The sequence below is a fragment of the Arthrobacter pullicola genome, assembly GCF_014836875.1.
Classification (GTDB): domain Bacteria; phylum Actinomycetota; class Actinomycetes; order Actinomycetales; family Micrococcaceae; genus Arthrobacter_B; species Arthrobacter_B pullicola.
Genome location: NZ_JACSQC010000006.1, coordinates 32060 through 57586 on the forward strand (window position 1 = coordinate 32060; position 25527 = coordinate 57586).

The 25527-nt window shown below is 66.4% G+C and carries 28 protein-coding genes; 1 reads left to right on the forward strand and 27 read right to left on the reverse strand.

The annotated features are described in order from the left end of the window. Positions 1–40 precede the first annotated feature (40 nt). The 24 genes from H9638_RS12910 to H9638_RS13025 form a co-directional block, all read right to left on the reverse strand. Positions 41–1018, reverse strand: coding sequence for a hypothetical protein (locus H9638_RS12910; protein ID WP_191747974.1), 978 nt, complete (start codon positions 1016–1018; stop codon positions 41–43). Further along, positions 993–3047 carry a flagellar biosynthesis protein FlhA gene (locus H9638_RS12915; protein ID WP_191747976.1) on the reverse strand — a complete coding sequence of 685 codons (2055 nt, stop codon included), beginning with the start codon at positions 3045–3047 and terminating at the stop codon, positions 993–995. Before H9638_RS12915 ends, H9638_RS12910 begins: the two co-directional genes overlap by 26 nt. Next, the gene (locus H9638_RS12920) at positions 3044–4177 is read right to left on the reverse strand and encodes an EscU/YscU/HrcU family type III secretion system export apparatus switch protein (protein WP_191747978.1); all 1134 of its coding nucleotides are present in this window, start codon (positions 4175–4177) and stop codon (positions 3044–3046) included. The genes H9638_RS12915 and H9638_RS12920 overlap by 4 nt, the downstream gene beginning before the upstream one ends. Beyond that, the gene (locus tag H9638_RS12925; protein ID WP_191747980.1) at positions 4178–4936 is read right to left on the reverse strand and encodes a flagellar biosynthetic protein FliR; all 759 of its coding nucleotides are present in this window, start codon (positions 4934–4936) and stop codon (positions 4178–4180) included. Position 4937: 1 nt separating this feature from the next. Next, positions 4938–5213, reverse strand: a complete 276-nt coding sequence (gene fliQ, locus H9638_RS12930) for a flagellar biosynthesis protein FliQ (RefSeq protein WP_066300113.1) — start codon at positions 5211–5213, stop codon at positions 4938–4940. Next, positions 5213–6037, reverse strand: a complete 825-nt coding sequence (gene fliP, locus H9638_RS12935) for a flagellar type III secretion system pore protein FliP (RefSeq protein ID WP_191748291.1) — start codon at positions 6035–6037, stop codon at positions 5213–5215. The genes fliQ and fliP overlap by 1 nt, the downstream gene beginning before the upstream one ends. Positions 6038–6099: 62 nt before the next feature. After that, complete coding sequence (locus H9638_RS12940) at positions 6100–6570, reverse strand: FliO/MopB family protein (protein ID WP_191747982.1); 471 nt, start codon at positions 6568–6570, stop codon at positions 6100–6102. Beyond that, positions 6571–7269 carry a flagellar motor switch protein FliN gene (fliN, locus tag H9638_RS12945; protein WP_191747984.1) on the reverse strand — a complete coding sequence of 233 codons (699 nt, stop codon included), beginning with the start codon at positions 7267–7269 and terminating at the stop codon, positions 6571–6573. It lies immediately after the preceding gene. Beyond that, positions 7266–8174, reverse strand: a complete 909-nt coding sequence (locus H9638_RS12950) for a flagellar motor switch protein FliM (protein WP_318241876.1) — start codon at positions 8172–8174, stop codon at positions 7266–7268. Before H9638_RS12950 ends, fliN begins: the two co-directional genes overlap by 4 nt. 32 nt (positions 8175–8206) lie before the next feature. After that, complete coding sequence (locus H9638_RS12955) at positions 8207–9079, reverse strand: OmpA/MotB family protein (RefSeq protein WP_191747986.1); 873 nt, start codon at positions 9077–9079, stop codon at positions 8207–8209. Beyond that, complete coding sequence (locus tag H9638_RS12960) at positions 9076–9861, reverse strand: motility protein A (RefSeq protein ID WP_191747988.1); 786 nt, start codon at positions 9859–9861, stop codon at positions 9076–9078. The genes H9638_RS12955 and H9638_RS12960 overlap by 4 nt, the downstream gene beginning before the upstream one ends. Then, positions 9861–10178, reverse strand: coding sequence for a flagellar FlbD family protein (locus H9638_RS12965; protein WP_191747990.1), 318 nt, complete (start codon positions 10176–10178; stop codon positions 9861–9863). The genes H9638_RS12960 and H9638_RS12965 overlap by 1 nt, the downstream gene beginning before the upstream one ends. Before the next feature lie 197 nt (positions 10179–10375). Then, on the reverse strand, positions 10376–11572 hold the full coding sequence (locus H9638_RS12970) for a flagellar hook protein FlgE (RefSeq protein WP_191747992.1): 1197 nt from the start codon (positions 11570–11572) through the stop codon (positions 10376–10378). Positions 11573–11670: 98 nt separating this feature from the next. After that, entirely contained in the window at positions 11671–12174 is a 504-nt protein-coding gene (locus H9638_RS12975) for a flagellar hook capping FlgD N-terminal domain-containing protein (protein ID WP_191747994.1), read from the reverse strand. Positions 12175–12189: 15 nt separating this feature from the next. Further along, positions 12190–13626: a flagellar hook-length control protein FliK gene (locus tag H9638_RS12980; RefSeq protein WP_191747996.1), complete on the reverse strand. Its 1437-nt coding sequence runs from the start codon at positions 13624–13626 to the stop codon at positions 12190–12192. After that, entirely contained in the window at positions 13623–14291 is a 669-nt protein-coding gene (locus H9638_RS12985) for a C40 family peptidase (protein ID WP_191747998.1), read from the reverse strand. The genes H9638_RS12980 and H9638_RS12985 overlap by 4 nt, the downstream gene beginning before the upstream one ends. After that, positions 14288–14728, reverse strand: coding sequence for a flagellar FliJ family protein (locus H9638_RS12990; RefSeq protein ID WP_191748001.1), 441 nt, complete (start codon positions 14726–14728; stop codon positions 14288–14290). The genes H9638_RS12985 and H9638_RS12990 overlap by 4 nt, the downstream gene beginning before the upstream one ends. Next, on the reverse strand, positions 14725–16155 hold the full coding sequence (locus H9638_RS12995; protein ID WP_191748003.1) for a FliI/YscN family ATPase: 1431 nt from the start codon (positions 16153–16155) through the stop codon (positions 14725–14727). Before H9638_RS12995 ends, H9638_RS12990 begins: the two co-directional genes overlap by 4 nt. Continuing rightward, on the reverse strand, positions 16152–16769 hold the full coding sequence (locus H9638_RS13000) for a FliH/SctL family protein (RefSeq protein ID WP_191748005.1): 618 nt from the start codon (positions 16767–16769) through the stop codon (positions 16152–16154). Before H9638_RS13000 ends, H9638_RS12995 begins: the two co-directional genes overlap by 4 nt. Beyond that, positions 16759–17889 (reverse strand): flagellar motor switch protein FliG, encoded by a 1131-nt coding sequence (gene fliG, locus H9638_RS13005; RefSeq protein ID WP_404799667.1) that lies wholly within the window; start codon positions 17887–17889, stop codon positions 16759–16761. The genes H9638_RS13000 and fliG overlap by 11 nt, the downstream gene beginning before the upstream one ends. Further along, complete coding sequence (fliF, locus tag H9638_RS13010; protein ID WP_225217404.1) at positions 17886–19493, reverse strand: flagellar basal-body MS-ring/collar protein FliF; 1608 nt, start codon at positions 19491–19493, stop codon at positions 17886–17888. Before fliF ends, fliG begins: the two co-directional genes overlap by 4 nt. Continuing rightward, positions 19493–19801, reverse strand: a complete 309-nt coding sequence (gene fliE / locus H9638_RS13015) for a flagellar hook-basal body complex protein FliE (RefSeq protein WP_191748007.1) — start codon at positions 19799–19801, stop codon at positions 19493–19495. Before fliE ends, fliF begins: the two co-directional genes overlap by 1 nt. After that, a complete protein-coding gene (locus tag H9638_RS13020) occupies positions 19801–20193 on the reverse strand; it encodes a flagellar basal body rod protein FlgC (RefSeq protein WP_191748009.1) in 393 nt (130 codons plus the stop codon). Before H9638_RS13020 ends, fliE begins: the two co-directional genes overlap by 1 nt. Further along, positions 20193–20537 (reverse strand): flagellar basal body rod protein FlgB, encoded by a 345-nt coding sequence (locus H9638_RS13025; protein ID WP_191748011.1) that lies wholly within the window; start codon positions 20535–20537, stop codon positions 20193–20195. The genes H9638_RS13020 and H9638_RS13025 overlap by 1 nt, the downstream gene beginning before the upstream one ends. Before the next feature lie 270 nt (positions 20538–20807). On the opposite strand from H9638_RS13025, the gene H9638_RS13030 reads away from it, so the two are divergent. Continuing rightward, positions 20808–23198, forward strand: coding sequence for an ATP-binding cassette domain-containing protein (locus H9638_RS13030; protein ID WP_191748013.1), 2391 nt, complete (start codon positions 20808–20810; stop codon positions 23196–23198). Positions 23199–23277: 79 nt separating this feature from the next. Here H9638_RS13030 and H9638_RS13035 read toward each other — a convergent pair whose 3' ends face one another. From H9638_RS13035 to fliD, 3 genes are read right to left on the reverse strand one after another with little or no spacing between them, the layout of a single operon-like run. Further along, positions 23278–23613 (reverse strand): hypothetical protein, encoded by a 336-nt coding sequence (locus H9638_RS13035; protein WP_191748015.1) that lies wholly within the window; start codon positions 23611–23613, stop codon positions 23278–23280. A gap of 4 nt (positions 23614–23617) precedes the next feature. Continuing rightward, a complete protein-coding gene (gene fliS, locus H9638_RS13040) occupies positions 23618–24052 on the reverse strand; it encodes a flagellar export chaperone FliS (protein WP_318241877.1) in 435 nt (144 codons plus the stop codon). Positions 24053–24054: 2 nt separating this feature from the next. Beyond that, a complete protein-coding gene (fliD, locus tag H9638_RS13045) occupies positions 24055–25395 on the reverse strand; it encodes a flagellar filament capping protein FliD (RefSeq protein WP_191748017.1) in 1341 nt (446 codons plus the stop codon). Positions 25396–25527 lie beyond the last annotated feature (132 nt).

Here is a 25527-nt window from a genome sequence, read left to right on the forward strand (position 1 = left end):
GCCGTACCGGCTGCCCGGGGCCGGGCGAAACCCGGATTCATCACAGCACGGCGGAGGGCGCTTCAGCACCGTCGAGCCAGCCGACGGGAACACCCAGGTTGTTGACGGTCTGCGGCGTCGCAGTTCCTTCCAATCCTTCGACGGCCACGGCATGGACGACGGCGGCGCTCCGCACAGCTCCAACCCAGGCCGAGGTGTCCTCCGGCTTGCGCCCGGCGTCCACGGCGACCCATAGCTGGTCCGGGGCCAGGGCAGCGAGCAGCGTGGTGTGCCGCGCCAGTTCACTGGTTCCCCGACCGATCCCGTAGGCCAGGAAGACCGGGTGCCCGGCCAGGACCCCGGCTGCCCGGGCGGTCGCCACCGCCCGCCGGTCACCGGCACGGCCCACACCGCCGCCGTCGACCCCGCCGGCAGCCCGCAGCGCCTGCGCGCTGAAGCCGGCGGCGGCAGCCATCGATTCACACACGAGCATGGCGTCCTGCCCCAGCCCGACGACGATCACGAGGTCCCCGGCCCCGGTCAGCGGGACAGGCACCTCCATTCCCGCCCTCGCCTCTGCTCCGTTGTCCGCGGGGGCCGGAGCCAGCTGCGGGAAAGCGAACGGGACAGGTGTGCGCGCGGAGTCCCGCGGCGCCAGCGGTTCCGGGGATCTGGCGGGAGCGCCCGTGTTCTGCGAGAGGTCCTCCATCAGCTCGGCAAACGCGTTGCTGCCCGTGGACACATCGGGCAGTGCCCGGGCGCCGGGCCGCAGGCCGCTCTCGGCCTCTTCAGCCATGGCCAGCAGTGCCCCGATGCCCGCCCGGCTGGGCAGGTCCGCCTCCACGGGAGCCGCCCGGCGGCCGCGCGCAGGCATTTCCACCGTGACCTCATAGTGGTGCCGGGCCAGGAAGCCGCCAATGCCGCCCACGGTGACTTTTTCGGCGGCAATGATGCGGGCCCTGGGTCCGTGTTCCGCGAGGACTTTCGCCTTCAGCGCGTCAAGGGACGGACCCTCAAGCTGAAATCGTCTCAGTTCCACGGATTACTCCTACAGTTTCAATGGACACGTTCGCTGCCGTGGCTTCCTGGTAGGAGAGCACGGGCAGCCCGTTGGCCTGGGCCGACACGAGTCGTCGGATTGCGGGCCGGAGCGCCGGAGCGCACACCAGGACAGCGGTGTGACCTGAGTTCTCCACAGTGGCAACAGTAGTCTTAAGTGACGCGATAATTTTCTCAATCCTGGTGGGGTCCAGCAGGATCTGGGTCCCTTGGTCCGAGGGCCGGAGGGATTCCAGCATGGACTGCTCCAACGCAGGATCGATCATGATGACGCGCAGCACGCTGCCGGTGACATACTGGGCGGCCAGTGCCGGGCCCAGGGCCTGGCGCGCGGCCTCGATCAGCCCTTCCGGATCGGCGGATACCTTGGCCTTGAGCAGCAGGGATTCGTAGATGCGCGGCAGGTCATTGATCGGAATCTGCTCCGCCAGGAGGCCCTGCAGCACGCGCTGCACCTCGGCGAGTGAGAGTACGCCCGGGACCAGTTCATCCACCGCGGACGGGTTGACCTGCTTAACGCCTTCGGTCAGGACCCGGACATCCTCCCTGGTGAGCAGCCGGGCGGCGTTGGCCGTGATAATCGCCGAAAGATGCGTGACCAGCACCGAAACCCGGTCGATCACGGTGGCGCCGGCCATTTCTGCCGCGTGCCGCATTTCAGCGGGCACCCATTTGCCGGCCAGTCCGAAGACGGGTTCCACGGTCGCCGTCCCGGGCAGCCCGTCCAGGAAGTCTCCGAGCGCCAGGACCTTGCCCGCGGGGGCTTCCCCCCGGCCGGCTTCCACGCCGGCAATGCGGATCACATAGGTGGACGGCGGCAGGTCCACACTGTCGCGGGTACGCACCGGCGGAACAACAACTCCGAGCTCCAGCGCGATCTTCCGGCGCAGCGCCCGGACCCTGGCCAGGAGATCGTCCGAGCCGCCGGTGACGATGTCCACCAGGTCGGGTGAGAGCATCACTTCCAGGGCGTGGACCCGCATCTGCTCGATCAAGTCCTCGGTGGTGTCCGAGGCCGGGGCACCGGTGAGCTGTGCGACGGCGTCCGATTCCGCGGCCTGGGCCTCTGCCGTTTCCCGGGCCTTGACCCGCTGGCTGGCGAAGATCAGCAGGGCACCGATCACGATGAACGGGATCTTGGGCATGCCTGGGATCAGGGCCATGACGATGGCCGCGGCACCGGCGATCATCAGGGCGCTCCGCGACTGCCCCAGTTCCGCCGAGGCGGTGGAAGCCATGTCTGATTCGGCATTCGAGCGGGTGACGATCATGCCGGTGGAGACGGCCATCAGCAGCGCGGGGATCTGCGTGACCAGTCCGTCGCCGATGGTGAGCAGGGTGTACGTGTCGATGGCTTCGCCGACGGCCATGCCGCGCTGCAGCATGCCAATCGCGATGCCGCCCACGACATTGATGATGATGATGATCAGGCCGGCGATCGCATCGCCCTTCACGAACTTGGACGCACCGTCCATGGCGCCGTAGAAGTCGGCTTCGGCGGAGACCTCCGCGCGCCGCTCGCGGGCCTGGATATCCGTGATCAAGCCGGCGTTGAGGTCGGCGTCGATCGCCATCTGCTTGCCCGGCATGGCGTCCAGGGTGAACCGCGCGCCGACTTCGGCCACGCGTTCGGCACCCTTGGTGACCACCACGAACTGGATCACGACCAGGATCAGGAAGATCACCGCTCCGATGATCAGGGAGCCGCCAACGGCGACGTGCCCGAAGGCCTCGATCACCTGGCCGGCGTAGCCCTCACCGAGCACCAGCCGGGTGGAGGCGACATTCAGGCCGAGCCGGAACAGGGTGGCCACCAGCAGCATCGAGGGGAAGACGGAGAAGTCCAGCGGCTTCTTCACGAACATGGTGGTCAGCAGGATCACCAGGGCCAGCAGGATGTTGATGATGATCAGGATGTCCAGCAGCGGCGCGGGCACGGGGACCACCAGCAGCAGGATGATACCGATCACACCCACGGGAATGGCGAGCTTCAGGAGGTTGCGGTTCACGGCGCGGCCTTACGGTGTTGTGGGACGGTTGCGGGGATGGTGGCGCCGGGTTCCGGAGCCATGGTGTGGACCCCGGCGGCGGCGCCGCGGTTCTTCAGGGCCATAACGAACGCCAGGACCCGGGCCACGGCGTTATACAGTTCGATCGGAATTTCCTGCCCCAGTTCGCAGGCCCCGTGCAGGGCCCGTGCGAGGGGGATGTCCCGGACCATGGGCACGCCCTTGGCCTCGGCTTCTTCGCGGATACGGGCGGCAATCACGCCGGCGCCCTTGGCCACGACCCGGGGAGCGGACTTTCCCGGCTCATACTTCAGGGCCACTGCCACGTGCGTAGGGTTCAGCAGCACGACGTCGGAATCCCCCACCGCGGCCATCATGCGGTTCCGGCTCATTGCCAGCTGGCGGGAGCGGCGCTGGGACTTGATCAGCGGGTCGCCGTCGGTGTTCTTGTTTTCGTCCTTGACCTCTTTTTTGGTCATGCGCGTTTTCTTCCGGTTCCGGCGCATCACCACCATGATGTCCGCCGCGGCCAGGGCCAGCCCGGCGGCGACGGCGAACTGCAGCAGGGTGGCAACCCCGCCGCCCGCCTCAGCCAGCAGTGCGGTGATGGACATGCCGCCGGCGGTCATCAGGACGGGCATCAGATTCTGGATCACGGTGTAGAGAACCAGTCCAACCACGGCGGTCTTCAGCAGGGCTTTGACACCGTTCCAGATGGCCTGCATGCCGAAGACCCGCTTCATGCCCTTCACCGGGTCGAACTGTTCGTACTTGCCCTTGAACTTCTTGAAGTGGATCCCGCCCTGCAGGGCGGCGGTGGCCAGCACCGCAGCAACCACCACGGAGAGCATCGGGCCCAGCACATAGGTCAGGGAGCCCAGCCCTTCCTGCAGCATCCGCAGCGCGGCCAGCGGGCTGGGGTCCGCGGCGATGGCGTCCACGCCCATGAGAGTTTCGGCGCCCTTGTCCGCACCGCGGCTGATGGTCAGGGGCATCATCGCTGCGGCAGCGCCCACCCCCACCCAGGCGGTGAGGTCATCGGAACGGGATAGCTGGCCTTTCTCCCGGACCTCCTTCATCCGTTTGGGGGTGGCGGCTTCCGACCGCTCTCCGGAGTCCTCGTCCGCCATCTAGCCCACCCCCGCCAGCGTGCGCACAATCTGCTGGACCAGCGCCGAGACGACACGGGGCAGGGCAACAAACACCACCGACACCAGCGTCAGCGTCAGCAGGATCTTCAACGGGAAACCGAGGGCAAAGGCATTCAGGGCCGGAGCCACCCGGGTGAGGAGGCCCAGGCCGGCGTCGGCCAGGAAAAGCACCACCAGCAGCGGGCCGGCGATCTGCACGGCCGCAACAAACATCTGGCTGACCGAGGAAATCATCGCCTGCGCCGGATCGGAAAGATCTATCCCGCCGGCCAGCGGCAGGGCGGTGAAGCTGCGCGCCAGTCCCCCGATGATGAGCTGATAGCCGTCGGAGGCAAACAGCAGGGCCACCGCGGTGATCTGGAACATCCGGGTGAACTGGGCGCCGTTGACCATGGACTGCGGGTCGAATCCCTGGGCCAGGGAAAAACCGCCGAACAGGTCGATCAGCTGCCCCGCGGACTGCACCGCGGAGAACACGATCAGCACCAGGAACCCTAGGACGGCTCCGACCACGAATTCCAGCACCAGGCTGGTGATGTAGGCGGCGGTGCCCAGGTTCGTGTACCCCTCGGACACCTGGGGCGCCACGGCCAGGGCCAGGCCGATCGCCAGCATCGCCTTTACCCGCGCGGGAAAGGCGTTGTAGGAAAAGGGCGGGGCAATGATCAGGAAGGCAACCATCCGAACGCCCGCGAGCATCACCGCTTCCAGCCATGCCTGGTCAATGGTGATCGACATTTCATCCCCCGCCGAGCAGGGATGGAATCTTCTCGAACAGCTGCTGAGTAAAGGTCACCATTTCGGTGATCATCCAGTGCCCGCACACCAGCAGGGCGATGCACACTGCCAGCGCCTTCGGGACAAAGGACAGGGTGACTTCCTGGATCTGGGTAATCGACTGCACCAGGGAGACGGAGAACCCGACCACCAGCGCAGTCAGCAGCACCGGTGCGGCAAGTTTGGCCGCAACCCACAGTCCCTGGAGCCCGATGTCCAGGACGGCATTGGTATCCATCAGCCGCCGCCCTGATAGCTGTTGACCAGCGAGGTGATGATCAGGCCCCAACCGTCCACCAGCACAAACAACAGGATCTTGAAGGGCAGTGAAATCATGACCGGCGGGAGCATCATCATGCCCATCGACATCAGCGCCGCGGCGACAACCAGATCGATGACCAGGAACGGAATGAAGATGACAAAGCCGATGATGAACGCTGCCCGCAGCTCGGAAATCATAAAGGCCGGGATCAGGGTCAGCAGCGGAACGGTCTCTGGACTTTCCGGGTTCGGCTGGCCCGCTGCCCGGGTCATCAGCGCAATGTCCTCTTCACGGGTATGCGCCAGCATGAACTGCTGCAGCGGTCCGGCGCCGGTGCCGAGGGCGTCGTTGAACGTGAACTCCCCGTTCAGGTATGGCTGTACGGCGAGGGTGTTTATCTCCGTCAGGACCGGAGCCATGATGAACAGCGAGAGGAACAGGGCCAGCCCGGCCAGGACCTGGTTCGGTGGAATGGACGGAAGGGAGAGGGCGTTGCGGGTCATCGCCAGCACCACGAAGATCTTGGTGAAGGACGTCATCATCAGCAGCAGCGCCGGCGCCACTGAGAGGAGCGTGATGCCGATGAGGGTGACGACGGCGGTGGACGGGGTTCCGTCCAGGCCGTTGATGTCCACGGAAAAACCCCCGGTGTCCTCCGGGGCAGCCGGATCACCCGGAGCCGTGGGAGCCGTTGGGGGTGCCGGGTCAAACGTGGTGGCGTGCCCGGCGGCTGCGCCGGCAAGCAGCAGCAGGACGGTGGCGGCGAGCACCAGGACGGCGCCGAGGATCAACCTGCGCATCTGCCCGCCGGTGGCGGACCCCTGAGGTGCCTGCCGTGGGCCAGCGGCTGCGTTCACAGCGCTCATTCCTGGCGTCCGCGGCGGAGGAAGGCAGCGCTCTGGCGCCAGGTGTCGGGTGAGAGGATCGACCCGTTAAGCATGGATGCGCCCTGGGCGGGAGCGGTGCGGCGGGTGTCCCGCCGGCGCGGCAGGCCGCTGCCGGAGGACTGTCCGGACTCCTGCGCAGCATTCGAGGCGTCCTCGAGGGACGCTGCAAAGGCAGTGTCCGGAGCCTCTTCCTCCACGGCTTCGGAAGTGTGCAGCACGTTGACGTTTGATTCGGTGACGCCAAGCAGGAAACGCTGGCCGCCGGTCTCGAGGACAACCACGGACGCCTTGGGGCTGATGACCTGGCGGCTGAGGACGCGGATCGGAGCTTCCGTTCCGCTGGAGGCACGGCCGCGGATGAGCCGCCGCTGGAGCCACCACAGGAGCCCCAGAACCACACCGAGCGATACCAGGACCCGCAGCGCCAAGACTGCGGAATCGTCCATTTAGCCCAGTCCCTCAGCTACGTCCAGGATCTTGGTGATTCGCACCGCATAGTCCTGGTCCACGACGACGATCTCGCCGTTGGCGATCAGGCGGCCGTTCAGCAGGATGTCCGCGGGAGCGCCGGCTGAGCGGTCCAGTTCCACCACGCGGCCCGGTTCCAGGTTCAGGACATCGCGTACCGCCATGCGGGTACGTCCGATCTCCACGGTCAGGGCCATTTCCACGTTGTTGATGCGCCCGAGCTTGCCCACCACGGACTGCTCGCTGCCGGCGCCGGCGGAGCTGCCTGAACGCAGGCGGACCGCGAACCAGCCGGCAGTGCCCTCCGGACCGCGCAGCTCGAAAACAGAAGAGTCCATGTGCCCGAACAGGGCCGAGGCGTCTTCCGTACGCGCATCACCGAGCACCCCGGCACCCAGGGTGGAGCTGGCGGCTTCCAGCGCCGGGCGCAGGACATCAGCGGCGGAGATAGCCGGCGATTCGGTGCCGGCAACGTCGGAGACGGTGGCGGCGGAGAGCAGCACCACCGCGAGGTCAGCGGAGACGGATCCGACGAAGGAAGCCGTGACGGCCTGCCCCATCTGGTCCAGCGGCAGGCCCAGGACGGAATGCGGGGCCGGCTGCAGGGGGGTGGGCGTAGGCAGCAGCCGGACGAGGGCAGCGGCGGCTTCGGTGTACTGGGCCAGGGTGGTGCTCATGGATTGTTCTCCTCGGTGCTTACGATGACTCCGGCCAGGCGGGAACCGCTGGCCCCCACCGCGGCTTGTGCCAGCGTCTGGCCATCGACCGTGACGTTCAGCGGCCGGTGCTGCGGGTGTTCAAGATTCAGGACGTCGCCCACGGCAAGGTTCAGGACCATGCCGGGCAACACGCGGATCGGTTCCAGCTGCAGCGAAACATCCACCGGCAGGTTGGCCAGCTGTTCGGTGATCAGCTCTGCCGGAGAGGCGTCGGAGGTGTTGGGCCGGACCGGACCCAGCTGGGGCAGGATGGCCTCAGCGGGGAGGGCCACCGTGGCCGGGGCTGACGCGTCGCCAACCACCATTTCGAAGCGGGCCACGATCATGGGCACCGTCGATCCGGCGGCCTGCGCAAACTGCGAGTTGTACTGGATGGATGAGGGCGAAAGCGGTGCTGCCAGCAGGCTGCCGAGGGCGTAGTGCAGGTCTTCGAGCGCTTCATCCATGATCCGGCTCAGGAGGGCCTGCTCAATATGCGTGAGCTTTCGTTCCGGGGTAGGTTCGTTGCCCGTCCCGCCGAGCATGTGCCGTACCCAGGACAGGGCCGCAGCCATCGGGAACTGGATGACGGCCTTGGCGGAAATGTTGGGCATGGAGAACAGCACCATGCCCGTGTGTTCGGGCAGCGCTGCCACGTACTCGTCGTAGGTCATGGTTTGGACCTGCTCGGAGGTGACCTGGGAGAGGACCCGGACCTTGGCGGTCAGCTGGGTACCCCACTGGCGGCCGAAGGTTTCAAAGGCCATTTCCAGGACCCGGGCATGCTCGCGGGCGAGCGTCGTCGGACGGCGGAAGTCATAAACTTCGACCAGCCGCGAGGCTTTTGGGGGCGCGCCAAGAGGCGAATGTTGCTGGACCGTCACAGGGGGAACTATCGGACGTGGCGGGCCTGCGGTTAGTGGTTGGAGGCGGGTAAAACTTCCTCGGTTTTACCGGCTTCGCCGGATGGCTCCGGGAAGACGATTTGCCCGTCGACGATCGCCGGCATCAGCTGCCGGACAGCTTCGGACTGTCCCGAAAGCACCACAATGTCCACCCGGCGGTTCTGGGCCCGCTGCTCGGCCGTGGCGCCGGCTGTCAGCGGCCTGGATTCGCCGTAACCCACGGCCTTGATCCGGTTGTAGGCGATGCCTCCGGGATCCATCAGGTAGCGCAGCACATTGACGGAGCGCGAGGAGGAGAGTTCCCAGTCGAGGGCGGAATCAGTGAACTGGCGCACCTGTGCGGTGTGGCCTTCCACCGAGACGTCATAGGCCGTGGGCTTCAGGATCGGTCCGATCACATTCAGCACGCCGCGGGCCTGCGTGGTCAGGTCCGCAAGGTCCGGTTCGAAGAACATTTCCGAACTGACCAGACGGATGGTGAGTCCGCGTTCGTCAATTTCAAAGCGGACGTCGTCCTGCAGGCCCTTGGTTTCCAGGCCTTCCTGCAGCTGGTCCCGCAGGACCGTCAGATCCTTGACCTCCAGAGCTGCCTGCGTCGCAAGGTCGGCGTCAGGATCCACGACTTCTTCGTCGTCGACCATGGACGGTGGAACAACCACACCCTTGGCGGTGTCCACCGTGTTGCTTTCCTCCGTGCCGAAGCCGGTGGCCAGGGAGGCCTTGAGCTGCTCGAACTTGGCCTGGTCCACGGTGGACATGGCAAAGAGCACAATAAACATGCACATCAGCACGGTGACCATGTCCATGTAGGAGGCCATCCAGCGTTCGTCCGGGTGCTCGTCCGGCTCCTCCTTGCGCCGGCTGCGGCGCCTGGGGGCACTCATGCCGCTTCGCTGGTCTCGCGGGCCGGGCCGGTGAGTTCATGGGCGGGAACCATGGCGCGCAGCCGCTCGCCCAGCAGCCGCGGCTGGCTGCCGGCCTGGAGAGCCAGCACACCTTCCATCAACAGCGTCATCTGTTCCAGCTCCAGTTCACTGAGGCGTTTGAGCCGCGCGCTGATCGGCAGCCAGATGAAGTTCGCCGAGAGCAGTCCCCACAGGGTGGCGACAAACGCCGTCGCGATCATTGGACCAAGGGTGGCCGGCGTGGAGAGGTTCTCCAGCACGTGGGTCAGTGAAACCACGGTGCCGATAATGCCGATGGTCGGAGCATAACCGCCCAGGCTGTTGAAGAATTTGACCGCGACTTTGTCGCTGGAGGCCTTGGTGTTGATCTCGTCTTCGAGCAGGGTCCGCAGCTCTTCCCCGTCAGTGCCGTCGGCAATGTTCTGGAGCGCAACCTTCAGGAAGGGATCGTTCACTTCCGCGGCGTCGGCTTCCAGGGAGAGCAGGCCTTCGGAGCGCGCCTTCTCGGCGAGTGAAACCACGTTGTCGATGGTTTCCTGCGGGCGGGGCTTTTTGCCCATGAAGGCCCGGGGCAGCGCCTTGAAGGAGAAGATGAAGTCCTTCAGCGTGCCTCCGGCCAGTCCCACCGCGATGGTCGCACCGAAGACCAGGATCATGGGTGCGGGCAGCAGGATGGAGGTGACGTGCGCGCCTTCGAGGGTGATCATGGCGAAGAGCGACCCGAAGGCGAGCAATAAGCCGATTATTGTGGCCGGATCCATTATTTGTTCCTCGGACGAAGGGGCACGGTCTTGGTACTGCTTTCACTGAATGCCGCCGTCCCCCCGGCGTCGGCATCCGGGACCAGCCCGAGCCCGGTTCCCGGGCGAAGCGGGACCTGAGGCAGGTCCCGTGCCATGGAAATCACGCGGGCGCGGAACTGGGCGATCTGGGCTATCACTTCATCCATGGATTCCGTGACGATGTATTTTGCGCCGTCCACCATGACCAGCGTGGTGTCCGGATTGACGTGGATGCGTTCAATCAGGTCAGGGTTGATCGCAAACTGAGCATCGTTCAGTCGCGTAAGAACAATCATTGGCCCGTCCCGGTCGCAGCGTCCGGCTTGCATAAGCCGTCACCCTTACTTTCGGCAGACGCCCGGTATCGGTAAGGAAGGAGAGTGCCCCGCTGCCCCGTCCGTGGCTGGCCGGCGGGAGACGGCGCCCTCCGCCGCCGTCGTTAAACGCCAGGGGCCACGCACTGACGTGCGCGGCCCCTGCCAGTTGATCCGGTCTAGCGCTTGAGGTTGGTCAGTTCCTGCAGCACTTCGTCCGAGGTGGTGATGATTCGGGCGTTGGCCTGGAACCCGCGCTGCGCCACGATCAGGTTGGTGAACTCCTGGGAGAGGTCCACGTTGGACATTTCCAGGGAACCGGCGACGGCGTTGCCCATGCCGGGATCGCCCGGGCCGCCCAGGACCGGGTTGCCGGAGTTGACGGTGGCGGTGAAGCCGGAGTTGCCGGCCTTTTCCAGGCCCGCCGGGTTGGTGAAGGTGGCGACGGCGATGCGGGCCAGCGCCTGCTTGGCCCCGTTGGTGAAGGAGCCGATTAGGGTGCCGTCCTTGGAGATGGAGAAGGACTCCAGGGTTCCGGCGGCGCGGCCGTTCTGCCCGGTGACCGAGGCGGTGCTGACGCCGGCGTAGCTGGTCAGGCCGGTCAGGTCCACGGCGACGCCGTTGACGGTCAGGGACGCCGGGTTGCCGGCGTTCTGGGCGCCGTTGGTGAAGCCCAGCGAAGCGGTGGTGGCGCCCGGAGCCGAAACGTCCCAGCCGGCGGTCGTGCGGGTGAAGGTCAGGGAGACTACCGTGGCCACACCGTTGGCGTCGTAGACGTCCATGTCACGGACAATGGTGCCGGCCGCTACCGGCGGAACGGCAGCTGCATCAGCGGGCTTGGTTTCAGAGGGCAGGTTCCCGCCCATGGTGGCGGTGGTCGTGGCGATGGCGGGGGCAATGGCGCCGTCCGGGAGGACGACGTTTCCAACGGCTCCGCCGGTGTTGATCACACCCTTGACGCCGGTCCAGCCCTGGACGATTTTGCCGTCCGTCGTGACCAGGCGGCCCTCGGCGTCGAGGTCGAACGATCCGGCCCGGGTGTAGGTGGTCTCGGTGCCCTGGCGGGTGACGAAGTAGCCGTCTCCGGAGATCATCAGGTCCGTGGCGCGGCCGGTGGCCTGGGCCGAACCCTGGGTGAAGTTGGTGGTGATGCCGGAGACCAGGACGCCGAGGCCGACCTGTGCCGGGTTCCCGCCGCCGTTGTTGGCGCCGGGAGCCGTGGCACCCTGTGTCAGCTGCGAGAGGGTGTCCTGGAACTGGACGGCATTAGCCTTGTAACCAACGGTGTTCACATTGGCGATGTTGTTGCCGGTCACGTCGAGCATGGTCTGGTGCGCGCGGAGGCCGGAAATTCCGGAGTACAGGGAGCGGAGCATGGGATACGCCTTTCAGCTGAAGGTTGTGGAGACGTTTGCGAAGTACGGAAGCAGATGAAGCGAAGGGAAGAAAAGGAAGCGCAGCGGGAGCGCCCTGGTTACGCCGTTGTGCCCGGGGTACCGGTTTCGGTGCCGGAACCGCTGCCGGAGCCGGAACCGGAACCGGAACCGTCACCGGAATCCGGCGTTGTCTTCGGTGCCACCACACCGGAGATCGCATCGAGCAGGACGTCCACGCCGTCCACGCTGACCGTGGGCACCCCGTACTTATAGGAGACAGCGGTGGCGGTTCCGCTGACCGATTCCCCGGCCTCGTTGGTGTACGTCACCGTCTGGCCGATCAATCCGGCCGCCGCCATGCGCATCTGCAGGGAGAAGTTCTCCTCGCTCATGGTCGCCATGTTGGTGAGCTGTTCCATGGTGGCCAGATTGGTGGTTTGGCTGATCATTTCATTGGTGTCCATGGGCGAACTCGGGTCCTGGTTGCGCAGCTGGGTGACCAGGAGCGTGAGGAACAATTCACTGTCCATGACCTGCTTTGGCACGCGGGCGGGCTGCTCTGCTGCAGCGCCGCTGGGTGCTGTTACTGCTTCTACCGGCATGGGTGGATCTCCTTCTCAGGCCAGGATGTCGAGGGTCGTTACCGAGCCGTGGGCCACGGGACGGAAAGCTTGCTGCACGGGCACCGGCCCGGCGTCGGGGCCGGGCCCGGGTGCACCGCCGGGAGACCGGCTGCCGGGCAGCTCCTGGCCCGTTCCGCCGCGGCTGTCCGGCCCGGTGCCGGGCTGGTCCTGCGCAGACAGGGAGAGCGAGGTGCTCAGGCCGGAACCCGAAAGGTCCCGGCGCAGATCGGTAAGGATGCTCCGCAGCGCTTCGCGTCCGGCGTCGTTGGGCGCGAACAGCTCCACCCGGATCCCGTCCGCGCTGACATGGGCCCGGACCGTCACGGGGCCCAGGTTCTCCGGGGTGACGCTGAGCGTCATCACGTGGTCCCCCGCAGCTGCGGAGCTGAGGCTGAACAGGGGCTGCGCCACCTGGCTGAGCAGCGGAGCCGGCTGGGCCGCGGGCGCAGGCGCCGGAGCAGTTGCCGCGGCCGCCTGGACCGGGGAGCTCTGGACCTGCACCGCCGGAACTGCTGCTGCGGGCGTTTGCGCAGCCGGGGAACCCGCCGCAGGAACGGGCTCGGGGTCCGCTGCCGGCGCCGCGGAAACCGCCGCACTGCTGGCGCCCTGCACTGCGTTGGCGGCGGAAGTGGCGTTGGAGGCTTGAGCGGCATCAGTTGCCTGCACTGCGTTGGCCCCCTGCACCGGGCCGGATACCGGACCGGGTTTGGCTGCCGGCGCTGCTTCGCCGGGAACGGCGGCAGCCGGCACCGGGGTGGCTGCAACCGCGTCCGTGCCATCTGCAGCGGTGACTCCGGCAGCTGTGGCTCCGGCAGCAATGACTCCGGCAGCCGTTCCGCCTCCGTGTCCGACCGGGCGCTGATCTCCCGGCAGCGAAGCCGGGCTTTCCGGATCCGCCGCCCCGCCCTGCGCTCCAGCCGCAGCTGCACCGTTGGTTCCTTGCGTTGCCCTGGTGGATCCTGGCGCCGCACCGTGCAGCGCCCCCGACGGCGAAACCGGCAAGGGTGCGCTCCCGGAAAGGGGCACGGCAGGTGTACCGGCTGCCTGTTCCGGCGCCTCCGCTGCGCCGGGCAGCTGCCCTGCGGCTGCTTCTCCCAGGGTTCCGCCGGCGGCGGTTGGGTAAAGCCCTGCCGGATCTCCGCCGGGGGATCCGGCAGCGAATGCCTGCCCGTCCCCGGAACCGGGAACCGGGAAGCCGAAGCCGGGTACAGCCGGAAGTGCCTCTGCCGGGGTTTCCGTTGCTTCGGGGGCTGCCGCCGGGGCGCCGGCGGGCGTTTCCGCTGCGGCGCCCGCACCGGGTCCCTCGCCGGCCACGGCTGCCTGGAGCGCGGACCCGAAGCCCGTGCCGCCGTCGTCGGTGGTGCCGGAACCCGGCCGGCCACCGGCTTGAGCAGCGGGGCGCGCGGTCAGGAAGGCTGCTGGGATGCTCATGCCGTCCCTCCCAGCAGGGAAGCCTGCATGGCCCGCGCGGAGGCAACCAGGTCCGTGAGACCGGTACCGGTGAGGGCCGAGGCCGGCTGCGGGGACGCGGCGGTCTCCGCCGGCAGGATGCGGCGGATGGTGGTGATGTTGGCGTCCGTTTCCCAGGCGTCGCGGATCTGGATCGTCTGGCCGGGCTGGGGAGCATCCACGGCCTTGCCGTTGCCGAGGTAGATGGCGACGTGCCCGCCGTCGTGGCTGAAGAGGAGGTCACCGGGCTGGGCTTCGGCCAGCGAATTCACCTTGGTGCCGCTGTTCATCTGGTCCCAGGTGACGCGGGGCAGGCTGTAGCCAAGGTCTTTGAAGACGTTCTGCACGAAGGAGGAACAATCCAGCCCCACGGCTGGGTCGTTGCCGCCCCAGATGTAGGGCAGCCCAACGTACTTGTCCACGGACGCCAGGAGCGCTTCGTTTGTTGCCCCGCCGGTGCCGCCGGACTCCGTCCCGGTCACCGCGGAAAGTGCTGCGGCGAAGCCGCTGCTTCCGGCCGTGGCTGTGCCTGTGCTGGACGTACCGGTGCCGGGGGCGGCAGCCACTGTCGATGACGGCGTTCCGGACAGCGCGTCGATGGTGGAGCGGATCTCCTGGATCCGGCCGATCGCGTCAGTCATGCTCATCTGTTGGCTTCTTTCTGCCGGCGGTGCCAGGCAGTGCCGGCAAGTTCGTCCAGGACGGCCTGTTCGGTGCGGAGATCCTCCACCGCAAGGGCATCCGAATGCTTGGTCTCGAGTTTCTCCAAACCGACCGAACGTGCCCGGGCGGCGTGGAACTCCGCCTGGGCAGTGTGCACGGCCGTGTTGTCCAGAGCCTCGGCTGCCAGCAGGTCAGCCAGCATGCTCCGTGAGGAGGCGCGGACCGCGGCGATGGCGTGCAGAGTGGCCGCGTCGGCCGCCTCCAGCGGCGTTGCGGCGAGTGCGTCATAAGCTTCGCTGCGTGCGTCGCTGCTCTGGCGGAGCTTCGCATTTGCCGCTGCGAGAGAGCCGGCGGCGCTGTCCTGCTGGAGCCGGCGCAGCCTTAGCAGGCCGGCGAGTGGAAAGTCCCGTCCCATTCTCATACCCCCAGATTCTGTGTAAGCCGGTGCAGCTGGTCCCAGGCGGACGCGGCCGGTGTCTGTTCATCCATGCGCTGCTGCAGGAACGCGTTGATGGCGTCTTCGTGGTCCACGGCAGCGTCCACCAGCGGATTGGATCCGCGCTGGTAGGCCCCGACGTCGATGAGGTCCTGGGCGGACCGGCGGGCGGCCAGCACCCGGCGCAGCCCGGACGAGGCCCGGCTCCGGTCCTTGGGATTGACGCGGGACGCGACGCGCGAGATCGAGCCCAGGGCATCGACGGAGGGGAAGTGGCCGGCGACGGCAAGCTTGCGGTCCAGGACCACGTGGCCGTCCAGGATGGAACGGGCGGAGTCCGCAATCGGCTCATTGTGGTCGTCGCCGTCCACCAGCACGGTGTACATGCCGGTCACGGAACCGGTCTTGTCCGTACCCGCGCGCTCCAGCAGCTGGGCGAGCAGGGAGAAGGTCGACGGCGGGTAGCCGCGGGTTGCCGGCGGCTCACCGACGGAGAGCCCGATTTCGCGCTGAGCCATGGCAACCCGGGTCAGCGAGTCCATCATGAGCATCACGTCGGACCCCTGGTCGCGGAAGGACTCGGCGATGCGGGTGGCCACGAAAGCGGCCCGCAGGCGCATCAGCGCCGGTTCGTCGGAGGTGGAGACGACGACGATGGAGCGGGCCAGGCCTTCCGCACCCAGATCGTCTTCCAGGAACTCCCGGACTTCACGGCCGCGCTCCCCCACCAGGGCGATCACCGAGACCTCGGCGTCGGTTCCGCGGGCGATCATGGACAGCAGGGAGGACTTGCCCACGCCGGATCCGGCGAAGAGTCCCATGCGCTGGCCCTTGCCAACGGTGGTGAGTGTGTCCAGGACCCGGACCCCCAGCTGGAGGGGTTCGGTGATCCGGGAACGCTGCATCGCCGAAGGAGTGTCGTGGTCCAGGGGAACGTACTGCTCTACCTGCAGCGGGCCTTTGCCGTCGATCGGCCGGCCGAGTCCGTCGATGACCCGTCCGAAAAGTCCGTTCCCGGTCGGAACGCGCATCGGCATGCCTTTGGACCGCGCGGGGCTGCCCGCGGTGAGTCCGGCGAGGCGGCCGAAGGGCATGCAGCGGATGCCGTCCCGGGTCGCGGCGACAACTTCGGCGTCGACTGCGCTTTCCGGGGCACCCAGGCTGACCAGGTCGCCCACGGCGCAGTCCAGCCCGGTAACCTCCACGCTGAGTCCGACGACGGTGGAGACTTTGCCGACCCGCTGCGGACGGGCCGCGGCCAGGGCCTGGCTGAAAGCTTCCGGGTTGGGCCGCCAGCTGGCTGGCTGCTTGGCACGGTGCTGCTCGCGGCGCCGCTCGCGGCGGGTCGCCGGCGCTTCACCGGCTGCGGTGTCCTGCCCCTGAACTGCGGCGGGCGATGCCGTGAGCGTCATGCCGGTTCCCCCAGCAGGGCAGCCTTGGCACGGGCCAGGGCAGAAGCAAGGGTGGCATCCAGGAAGCCGTCTGGGAATTCGGTAACCGCGTCTCCGCGCTGCAAGCCGGAATCCGGGGTGAAGATAACCGCAGCATTGTTCAGCGTGTCATTGTCCAGGACCGCCAGATCGGCCGGGTGCATCCGCACGGTGTGCACCAGCCGTGTATCAACTCCGGCGAGGGCCCGGTCCAGCGCGGCGCGGGCTGAGGACTCGCCATTGGCCAGTTCGCGGCCCAGCAGTGCTTCGGCCAGTTCCAGCGCAGCGGCGGCCAGGGAATCCTGGATTTCGAAGACGTTCGGGACCGTGAGCTGGGCCAGGCTCTGTTCCGCGGCGTTGAGCAGCTGCAGCGCGTGGTCGGCGCGGGCGCGGAGGGCAGCTGTTTCGGCGTCGAACCTGGTTTTCAGTTCCGTCCGCAGGCGCGCTGTCTCGGCAGCGGCTGCATGCATCCCCGCCGCGTAGCCCGCGGCATGGCCCTGCGCCCTCCCCAGCTCGGCGGCATGTTCAACCCCATGGCCGCCGAGGGAGGGGTAGGCCATCCGCGAGAACGTGCGTTCCGGGGACTCAGTAGACATACTCTTCCTCGTCCGCGTGGTGGATGGTGATCGCGCCCTGGGCCTCCAGATCGCGGATCGCCCGGACGATCGTGGCGCGGGCCTCCTCCACCTGGGACAGGCGGGCCGGACCCGACACTGCGATTTCGTCGTCGAGAATCTCCCGGTTGCGTTCGGAAACGTTGCTGCGGATGGTCTCCAGCACCGTCTCGTTGGCGCCCTTCATGGCCAGCGCCAGCACCCCGGCGTCGATGCCGCGCAGCACCAGCTGCACGTCGCGGCGTTCGAGCTTGGTGAGGTCGGCGAAGGTGAGCATGCGCGAACGCACTTCCTCGGCCAGCTCCGGGTCGCGGGCGTCCAGGGCGTCCAGCAGGGCGCGCTCGGTGGCGGCGTCGGCCCGGTTGATAATGTCAACCAGCGGCTGGATACCGCCGATCTGGTCGGCTGCCTCGCGGGCAGCGCCGACGGCCGTGGCACGGGCCTTGAGCGTTTCGGCAACGATCCGGATCGCCTCCGGCGTTGCCCGGGACATGTTGGCGATGCACTGCGCGACTTCGGTGCGCAGCTCTTCGGGGAAACCGCCGATCACGGCGGAGGCCCGCTGCGGACGCATGTGCGCCAGGACCAGGGCGATGGTCTGCGGCAGTTCGTTTTCCAGGAGGCTGACAATCTGGGCGGCCTCGGCGCGTTCGAGGAATTCGAAGGATTTGCCCGCCATGGAGGAGGCCAGCCGGTCCATCACGCCGGAGGCACGTTCGGTGCCGAAGGAGGCCTCGAGCAGGCCCATGGCGACGTCGCGGCCACCGTGGGCACGGCGGCGTCCGTCCACCGTCATTTCGTAGAACTCGTTAATGACGTTTTCGACGACGGCTACGTCCACCCGGCGCAGGTTCACGATTTCGGCGGCCAGTTCCTGGGCCTCGGCTTCGGTGAACTGCTGCAGCACGGTGGCCGCCCGGGAGGTCTCGAGCTGCATCAGGACGACGGCGGCCTTCTGCATGCCGCTCATCTTGGGCAGGGCGGGGCTGGGCGCCTGTGCCCGCAGGGCCGGAACAGCTGCGGTCGGGGCTTCCGGCGCAGTCAGCCTGGCGTCGGGTTCCGGAACGGTGGCCAGGGCGGTTCCCGATTGCTGCTCGCTCATACCCGCTGCCCCTCATCCATGAAGTTACGCAGGTAATCCGCGGTGCGGACCGGGTCCTGAAGGGCGAGGTGGTCAAGTTCTTCGAGTTTGCGTTCGGAGTCCGCGGCGTTGGCCACGATGCGGAGCGATGCCGTGTCAACCGCCGGTTCCAGGGCTTTCTTGACCGGTTCCTGCCCAATCATTGCCAGACCGGCCGGCGGGGCCAGCGGATCAAGCTCGGGCAGGATGCCGATGTCCACGGATTGGCGGTTCTGCCGGCGGGACCGCAGGGCGTAGGCGACCAGGGCCAGGATGACGGCCAGGACGATTCCTGCGGCCAGGATGCTGGTGCGCAGCAGTTCAGCGCGCCGTTCGGCTTCCTCGGCGGCTTCGGCTGCCGCAAGGGCCTCCTGCGCAGCCTCGGCTCCGCTGGCGTTGAAGGCAACCATTTCCACGGTCAGTTCATCCCCGCGGGCTTCGTTGATGCCGGCGGCGTTGGCCACCAGGGCGCGGAGGTCCGCTACGTTCATACCCGCTGCGGTGGCGGAGTTCAGGGCAACGGAGATGGTCTGGCGGTTGAGCGCGCCGGCAGGGATGTCGCGGGTCTCGGTGACCTTGTTGACGGCGTTGTTCTTGGTGCTGGATTCGGAGGTGTAGTTGCCGTCGTCGTTTCCGCCGTCGGGCACTGCAATGTTGTCCGGTCCCAGGATGCCGGCGGCGGTGTTGCCGTTGCCGCCGGCGTATTCCTCGGTGGTGGTGGCTTCGTTCAGCGCCGGGTTGCCCTCCGGGTTGGTGAAGGTTTCCTCCACCCGGTTGGCGGATTCGTAACTCATGTCCGCAGCGACGGCCACGGTGGCATTGCCGGGGCCAACCACGCGGTCAAGCATGCCCTGGACGGAGGCGGAGATCCGCTGCTCGTAGTCCGTGGCCTGCTTGTCTGCCGTACCCGTGGCGCCAACGCCGACGGCGGAAAGGACGGTCCCGGACGCGTCGATGACCGCCACGTTGGTGGCCTTCATCCCGTCAATTGCCGCAGAGGTGAGGTGGACGATCGCCTGGACCTGGTCTCCGGTCAGCGTGACTCCGTTCTCCGTCTCGATGAACACGGAGGCCGTGGGGTCCACCTTTTCCGAGACAAAAACTGTCTCTTCGGGGAGGGCAAGCTGCACGGAAGCGGTTTTTACGCCGTTGAGCGCACCGACGGTTTTCGCCAGTTCGCCTTCGAGGGCGCGCTTGTAGGTCACGGACTGCTGGAATTCGGAGGACGTGACGCCCATGTTGTCCAGCAGCGAATAGCCTCCGGTGGAGGAGGCCGGCAGCCCGGCACCGGCAGCCTTCAGCCGCTGGTTATATACGTGCTGTTCCGGCACCATGATGGTGCCGCCGCCCGCAGCGATCTCGTAGGGCACGCCGTCGGCCTGGAGCTGCTCGACGATGGTGTTGGCGTCAGAGGCCTGCAGCCCGGAGAACAGCGGCGTGTAGGAAGGCTTGGTGGCCCAGCTGGCCAGGGCGAAGATTCCCAGGGCCAGGACGGCGATGCCGATCAGTGCCAGCGTCTTCTGCGCCAGGGTGAACTGGCCGATGGTTTTTCCCAGACGGCCGAAAGCCGCGTTCACCTGCGTCATCAGGCCTGCATCCGCATGATTTCGTTGAACGCATCAACGCTCTTGTTGCGCACGGCCGCCACGAGTTCGAGCGTGACGGAGGCGCGGGTGGAGGCAATCGAGGCGGCGTGGATATCGTTCAGGTCACCGGTAACGGCCTGCACCGCAAGCTCCTTGGAAGTGGAGGAAAGCTGCTGGACGTTGTCCACCGCTCCGGCAAGGGAGGTCGCGAAACCGGAACCGTCCGTGGCCGGCGCGGATGCGGCAGTGTTCTCAAGATACGCAGTGGGCAGTGTGCCGGAAACGGCGCCGATGGCGGGAATAGGCATCAGGAGCGTCCAATCTGGAGTGCAGCTTCGTAAGTGGCTTTGGCCCGGTCAACGACGGCGGCGTTGGCCTCGTAGCCACGCTGCGCCATGATCAGCGCGCTCATCTGCTCGGACATATCGATGTCCGGGTAGCGGACGTAGCCTTCGGCATCGGCAAGGGCATGGTTGGGCTCGTAGACCATGCGGCCTTCGGCGCTGCCGTATTCCACCCCGGAAACGTAGACGCCGGTGTTCTCGGCGCCTTCCTGGGCCACCACGTAGCGGGCCTGGAACGCCGACCCATCGGTGCTGGAGGCGTTGTTCATGTTCGCCAGGTTGTCCGAGACCGCGTCGAGCCATTTGCGGTGGACGGTGAGGGCGGAACCTGCGATCCCGATAGCGTCAAAGGTCATTACTGGCTCCTCATTGCGGTGCGGAGGGAGTTGGCCTCTCCCCCGACTGCCTGGGCCGCGAACTGGAAGCGCAGCACGGTGTCGATATTGGAAAGTGTCTCGGTGTCCAGGTTGACGTTGGAACCGTCCAGCCGGGTGGGCTCCAGGGACCGTGCGGTGGATGCTTCGGTAAAGCTGGCGCTGCCCGCCTTGACCGACTTCGCCAGGGCATCCTCGAAGCTGACGCGCTGGGCGTGGTAGCCGGGCGTGTTCACATTGGCGATGTTGTTCGCAATGGCACGCTGGCGCAGGGAGAGGCCATTGAGGGCACTCTGGAGTGCAACCGAAGACACGGAATCGAACACAGGGAAAACCCGCTTCTTATGGGGGGACAGAGCGGCCGATCCGTGGCCTGTTGCAGTGAGCTATCCATGCTCACTGGTGGCTATCGGCGGATTACTCGAATATGTAAGTACTTTGCCCCAGGCTCTAGGTAGTTGCCCGCCAATAAGCGAGTAGAAAAAGGAAGCAGGTTTGAAGAAGCCTGTCCTCCCGCTCCACAGGTAACGTGGCAGGGCGGCTTGGTTTTGCGGGCTGCACCTGAACGGGCACGCGATGAAACTAAGGGAGAAACCATGAGCACGGCCACGGACCGGTCCACACAGTCGCCGGATGTACCTCCTGCGGACCGTCATGATCTCATCAGGGTGCTGGGCGCACGGGAGAACAACCTCAAGGACATCAACGTCGAGATTCCCAAACGCCGCCTGACCGTTTTCACCGGGGTTTCCGGCTCAGGCAAGAGCTCCCTGGTCTTCGCCACCATTGCCGCTGACTCCCAGCGGATGATCAATGAGACCTACAGTGCCTTCCTCCAGGGGTTTATGCCCTCATTGTCCCGCCCCGATGTGGACAAGCTGGAAGGGCTCACCACGGCGATCATCGTGGACCAGGAACGGATGGGCGCCAACCCGCGCTCCACGGTGGGGACCGCGACCGATGCCAACGCCATGCTGCGCATCCTGTTCAGCCGGCTCGGCGACCCGCACATCGGTTCCCCCAACGCGTATTCGTTCAACGTCCCTTCGGTGAAGGCAAGCGGCGCGATCACCGTGGAACGCGGCGGCAAGACCAAGGCAGAGAAGGCCACCTTCAACCGCCTCGGCGGGATGTGTCCACGCTGCGAGGGCATGGGCTCGGTCAGCGACTTTGACCTGACGGCGTTGTACGACGATTCCAAGTCGATCCTGGAGGGTGCGCTGACCATCCCCGGTTACAGCATGGATGGCTGGTACGGGAGGATCTTCAGCAACACCGGCCTGTTCGATGCCTCCAAACCGATCAACCGGTTCACGAAGAAGGAACTGCATGCCCTGTTGTACCAGGAGCCGACCAAGCTCAAGGTCGAGGGCATCAACGTCACGTTCGAAGGCCTGATCCCAAAGATCCAGAAGTCCATGCTGTCCAAGGACCGCGAAGCGATGCAGCCGCACATCCGTGCCTTTGTGGAGCGGGCGATTACGTTCTCCACCTGCCCGGACTGCGGCGGCACCCGCCTGGCCCCGGAAGCACTCTCCTCCAGGATCAAGGGCAAGAACATCGCTGACCTGTGTTCCATGCAGATCAGCGATCTGGCGCAGTGGGTCCGGGAGCTGGAGGAGCCGTCCGTCGCTCCCCTGCTCACCGGGCTGCAGCACCTGCTGGATTCCTTCACGGAGATCGGGCTCGGCTATCTCTCCCTGGAGCGCCCCGCGGGGACGCTCTCCGGCGGCGAGTCGCAGCGGACCAAGATGATCCGGCACCTCGGCTCCTCCCTGACCGATGTCACGTATGTTTTCGATGAACCAACCATCGGGCTGCATCCGCACGACATTGAACGGATGAACCAGCTTCTCCTGCAGCTGCGGGATAAGGGCAACACGGTCCTGGTGGTGGAGCATAAACCGGAAATGATTGCGATTGCGGACCATGTGGTGGATCTGGGCCCCGGCGCCGGCACCGGCGGCGGGGAGATTTGCTTCCAGGGCACGGTGGAAGGCCTTCGAGCCGCCGACACCATCACCGGCCGCCACCTTGATGACCGGGCCCAGCTGAAACCGGGCGTGCGGCAGCCCTCCGGTGCCCTGGAAGTCCGCGGCGCCTCCACCAACAATCTCCAGGACGTCGACGTCGATATTCCGCTGGGCGTGTTCTGTGCGCTGACAGGTGTTGCAGGGTCCGGCAAGAGTTCCCTCATCCGGGGTTCGGTCGCGGGACGCGAGGGCGTCGTCGTGATTGACCAGAGCGGGATCAAAGGTTCCCGCCGCAGCAACCCGGCTACCTACACAGGGCTGCTGGAGCCGATCCGCAAGGCCTTCGCCAAGTCAAACGGCGTGAAACCGGCACTGTTCAGTTCCAACTCGGAAGGCGCCTGCCCGGTCTGCAACGGCGCCGGCGTGATCTATACCGACCTCGGTGTGATGGCCACGGTCGAGTCCACCTGTGAGGAGTGCGGCGGCAAGCGGTTCCAGGCGCAGGTGCTGGAGTACACCCTGGGCGGGCGGAACATCGCCGAGGTCCTGGCCATGTCCGTCACCGAGGCGGAGGAATTCTTCAGCGGGGGTGAAGCCCGGACTCCGGCGGCGCACAAGGTGCTGTCCCGGCTCGCAGACGTGGGGCTGGGATACCTGAGCCTGGGCCAGCCGCTCACTACCCTTTCGGGCGGTGAACGGCAGCGCCTGAAGCTCGCCTCACAGATGGCGGAGAAGGGCGATATCTACGTCCTGGACGAACCCACCACGGGCCTGCACCTGGCCGACGTTGAGCAGCTGCTGGGACTGCTGGACCGGCTGGTCGAATCCGGTAAGTCGGTGATCGTGATTGAACACCACCAGGCGGTCATGGCCCACGCGGACTGGATCATCGACATGGGTCCGGGTGCCGGGCACGACGGCGGCCGGATTGTGTTCGAGGGAACGCCGGCAGATCTGGTGGCATCGCGGGCCACGCTCACCGGGGAACACCTGGCCGCATACGTGGGGGCCTGACCCAGCGGGCCGGGTCCTGCCTGCGGGCGGGACCGGTTTGTTGCCCCCTGGCCTGTGTCCGGAACCTTGTTTTCTGCGGCTAGCCCGCGACGTCGAGGTACACGGCTCCACCGGAGGAAACCGAGGGGACGCTGCGGATCAGTTCAGCCTGCCGGCGGATCATCCGGGATTCGTTGCGCAGCTGCTGGTAGGCACGCTGCTGCGCCATGGCGAGGAGCCGGGCGCGGGTGGCGTACTGGGCAGGCAGCGGACCGAGGTCGTGCGGCGGGTGCCAGGAGCTGGCGACACTGCGGGCCTGTTCCTGGACGGTGGTCCCGTTCATAAAAGCCTCGAGATTGTCCTCAAGCTGTGTGAGGACCTCATCCCAGCGCTCGAGGTCTGTGGGAATCACTTCTCCCGTATCAGAAAGTTCCACAGGTTCAGCCGACACCGAGGGTCCCGCCTGTTCCGGCCGGGGACGGTGCGGGCGCGTGGGTGGGGAGCTGGGCGGCGGCCTCGTGCCAGGCTGCGCGCAGCGGTTCCAGCAGGTTGATGCACTCGCGGGTTATCGCCGGGTTGTGCTGCAGGTTCGCCTCAACCATGGCCTTCATCACGTAGCCGTAAATGGCCTGGAGATTCTCGCCGCCCTCCCACTCGTCGACCTTGAGGGTTCCGCTGAGCTCGGCAACGATCGCCTGGGCATGGATCAGCTGCTCGGAGGCGGCCGGCCAGTTTCCGGCCTGCTGGGCGGCTTCGGCCCGGTTCAGGTCCAGCAGCATCCGGTCGTAAAGCATGGTCAGCAGCCGGACCGGAGAGGCGGACATGACGGCGTCCCGGATGTATTCGGCGCGTTTGGCCTGCAGTCCGTAACTCACGGTCACTTGCTGCCCGAGTTGGAGCTATTGAGCGCAGCCAGCTGGCCGGTCAGCCAGTCCTGCTGGGTCTGCAGCTGGCTGAGTTTCACTTCAAGGTTCCCCCAGATCAGTTTGAGCGTGGATTCACGGCTGGCCAGCCGGCGGTCCCAATCTTCGATCTGGGTGTTCAACGCTTTGAGCACCGACTCCTGGCCGGTGATCCGCTGGGTGATGAGGCCGTCATACTTGTCCGAGGCCACTTTGCCGGCGGCCTCAACGCGGCCTGCGATGACCTGCAAGGCGGCCTGGGTCTTCACCGGGTCGGCTTCCATGGCCGCCGCGAACTTCTCGGCATCGAACTCGACGGTGCCGTCTTTAGTGATGACGACGCCGATCTCCGACGGTGAGCGGCCGTCCAGCGGTGAGGTGGCGGCTTCCATCAGCTGGCGCTTAATGTCCCGGATGCCGGCATCGCCGGTAAACAGTCCACCAGAGGCGCTGCTGCTGCCGGAACTGGTGGAGACCGAAACCGCACTGTTCTTATTGATGAAGGCAAACACATCGGCCAGTCCTGCGACCAGGTCTGCGGCGACCTTGGAAATGGCTTCATCGTCCCGGGCAACGGTCAGGGTAACGGCGGTGTTGGCCGGCGTATTGGCCGCCAGGGTGATATCCACCCCGGGCATCAGGCCCTTGAAAGTATTGGTGGAAGAGGTGATCTCCTGCGCGGCCGGGGTGCCGGCCCAGAGGGTGAGCTTGGCATCCTGACCCGGTTTGAGGACGTCCAATGCCCCGCCATCCAGGCTGGCAGTGAAGGCACCTTCGGTTCCGGTCTTCGTCGCAGTGAACTGCACCCGATACTGCTGGACACCGTCAACGCTGCCAGTGGCGATTTTGACTCCGGTGACGCCGAGGTTGGCCTTGTTCACCTCGCTGATGACTTCATCCATGGATTTGTCCGTGGTGTCGAAGGAGGTGGTGGTTCCATTCGCGGAGATGGCCAACACGCTCGCCGATGGCCAGGCTGCCATGGCTTTGGAGAGTGAGACCTGTGCGGTGGCGGTCTGGGTCACGGAGACATCCAGCGAGCCCGCTGCCGCTCCAGCACCGATTGTGGTGGTGACCTTGTCTGAACTGCTGGTGGCCATATAGAGGTCGGTTCCGGCAGGTTTGGCCGTCTTGGAGGCAGCTTCGGCCAGGGAGGCGATCTTGGCGTTCAGCGACTGCAGCGCCGTGGTGAAGAGCTGGGTGGTCGTGACTTTGTTCTTGAGCAGCAGCTGCGGCCGGGCTTCGATGTCCATAAGCTGCTTGATCATCTCGGTGGTCTTGATACCGCTGATGATCCCGTCGATGCCTAGCGCCATGCCGATGCTCCTAAAAGGTGTCCCTCCGGTGCCACCGGGAGGTCTTGGTAAAACACTTCAGGCAGGGAACGGGCTGGCGGGAAAAGTGTGAGGTCCAAGTCATTCTTCTCCCGCCAGCGGCCATTCACCTGC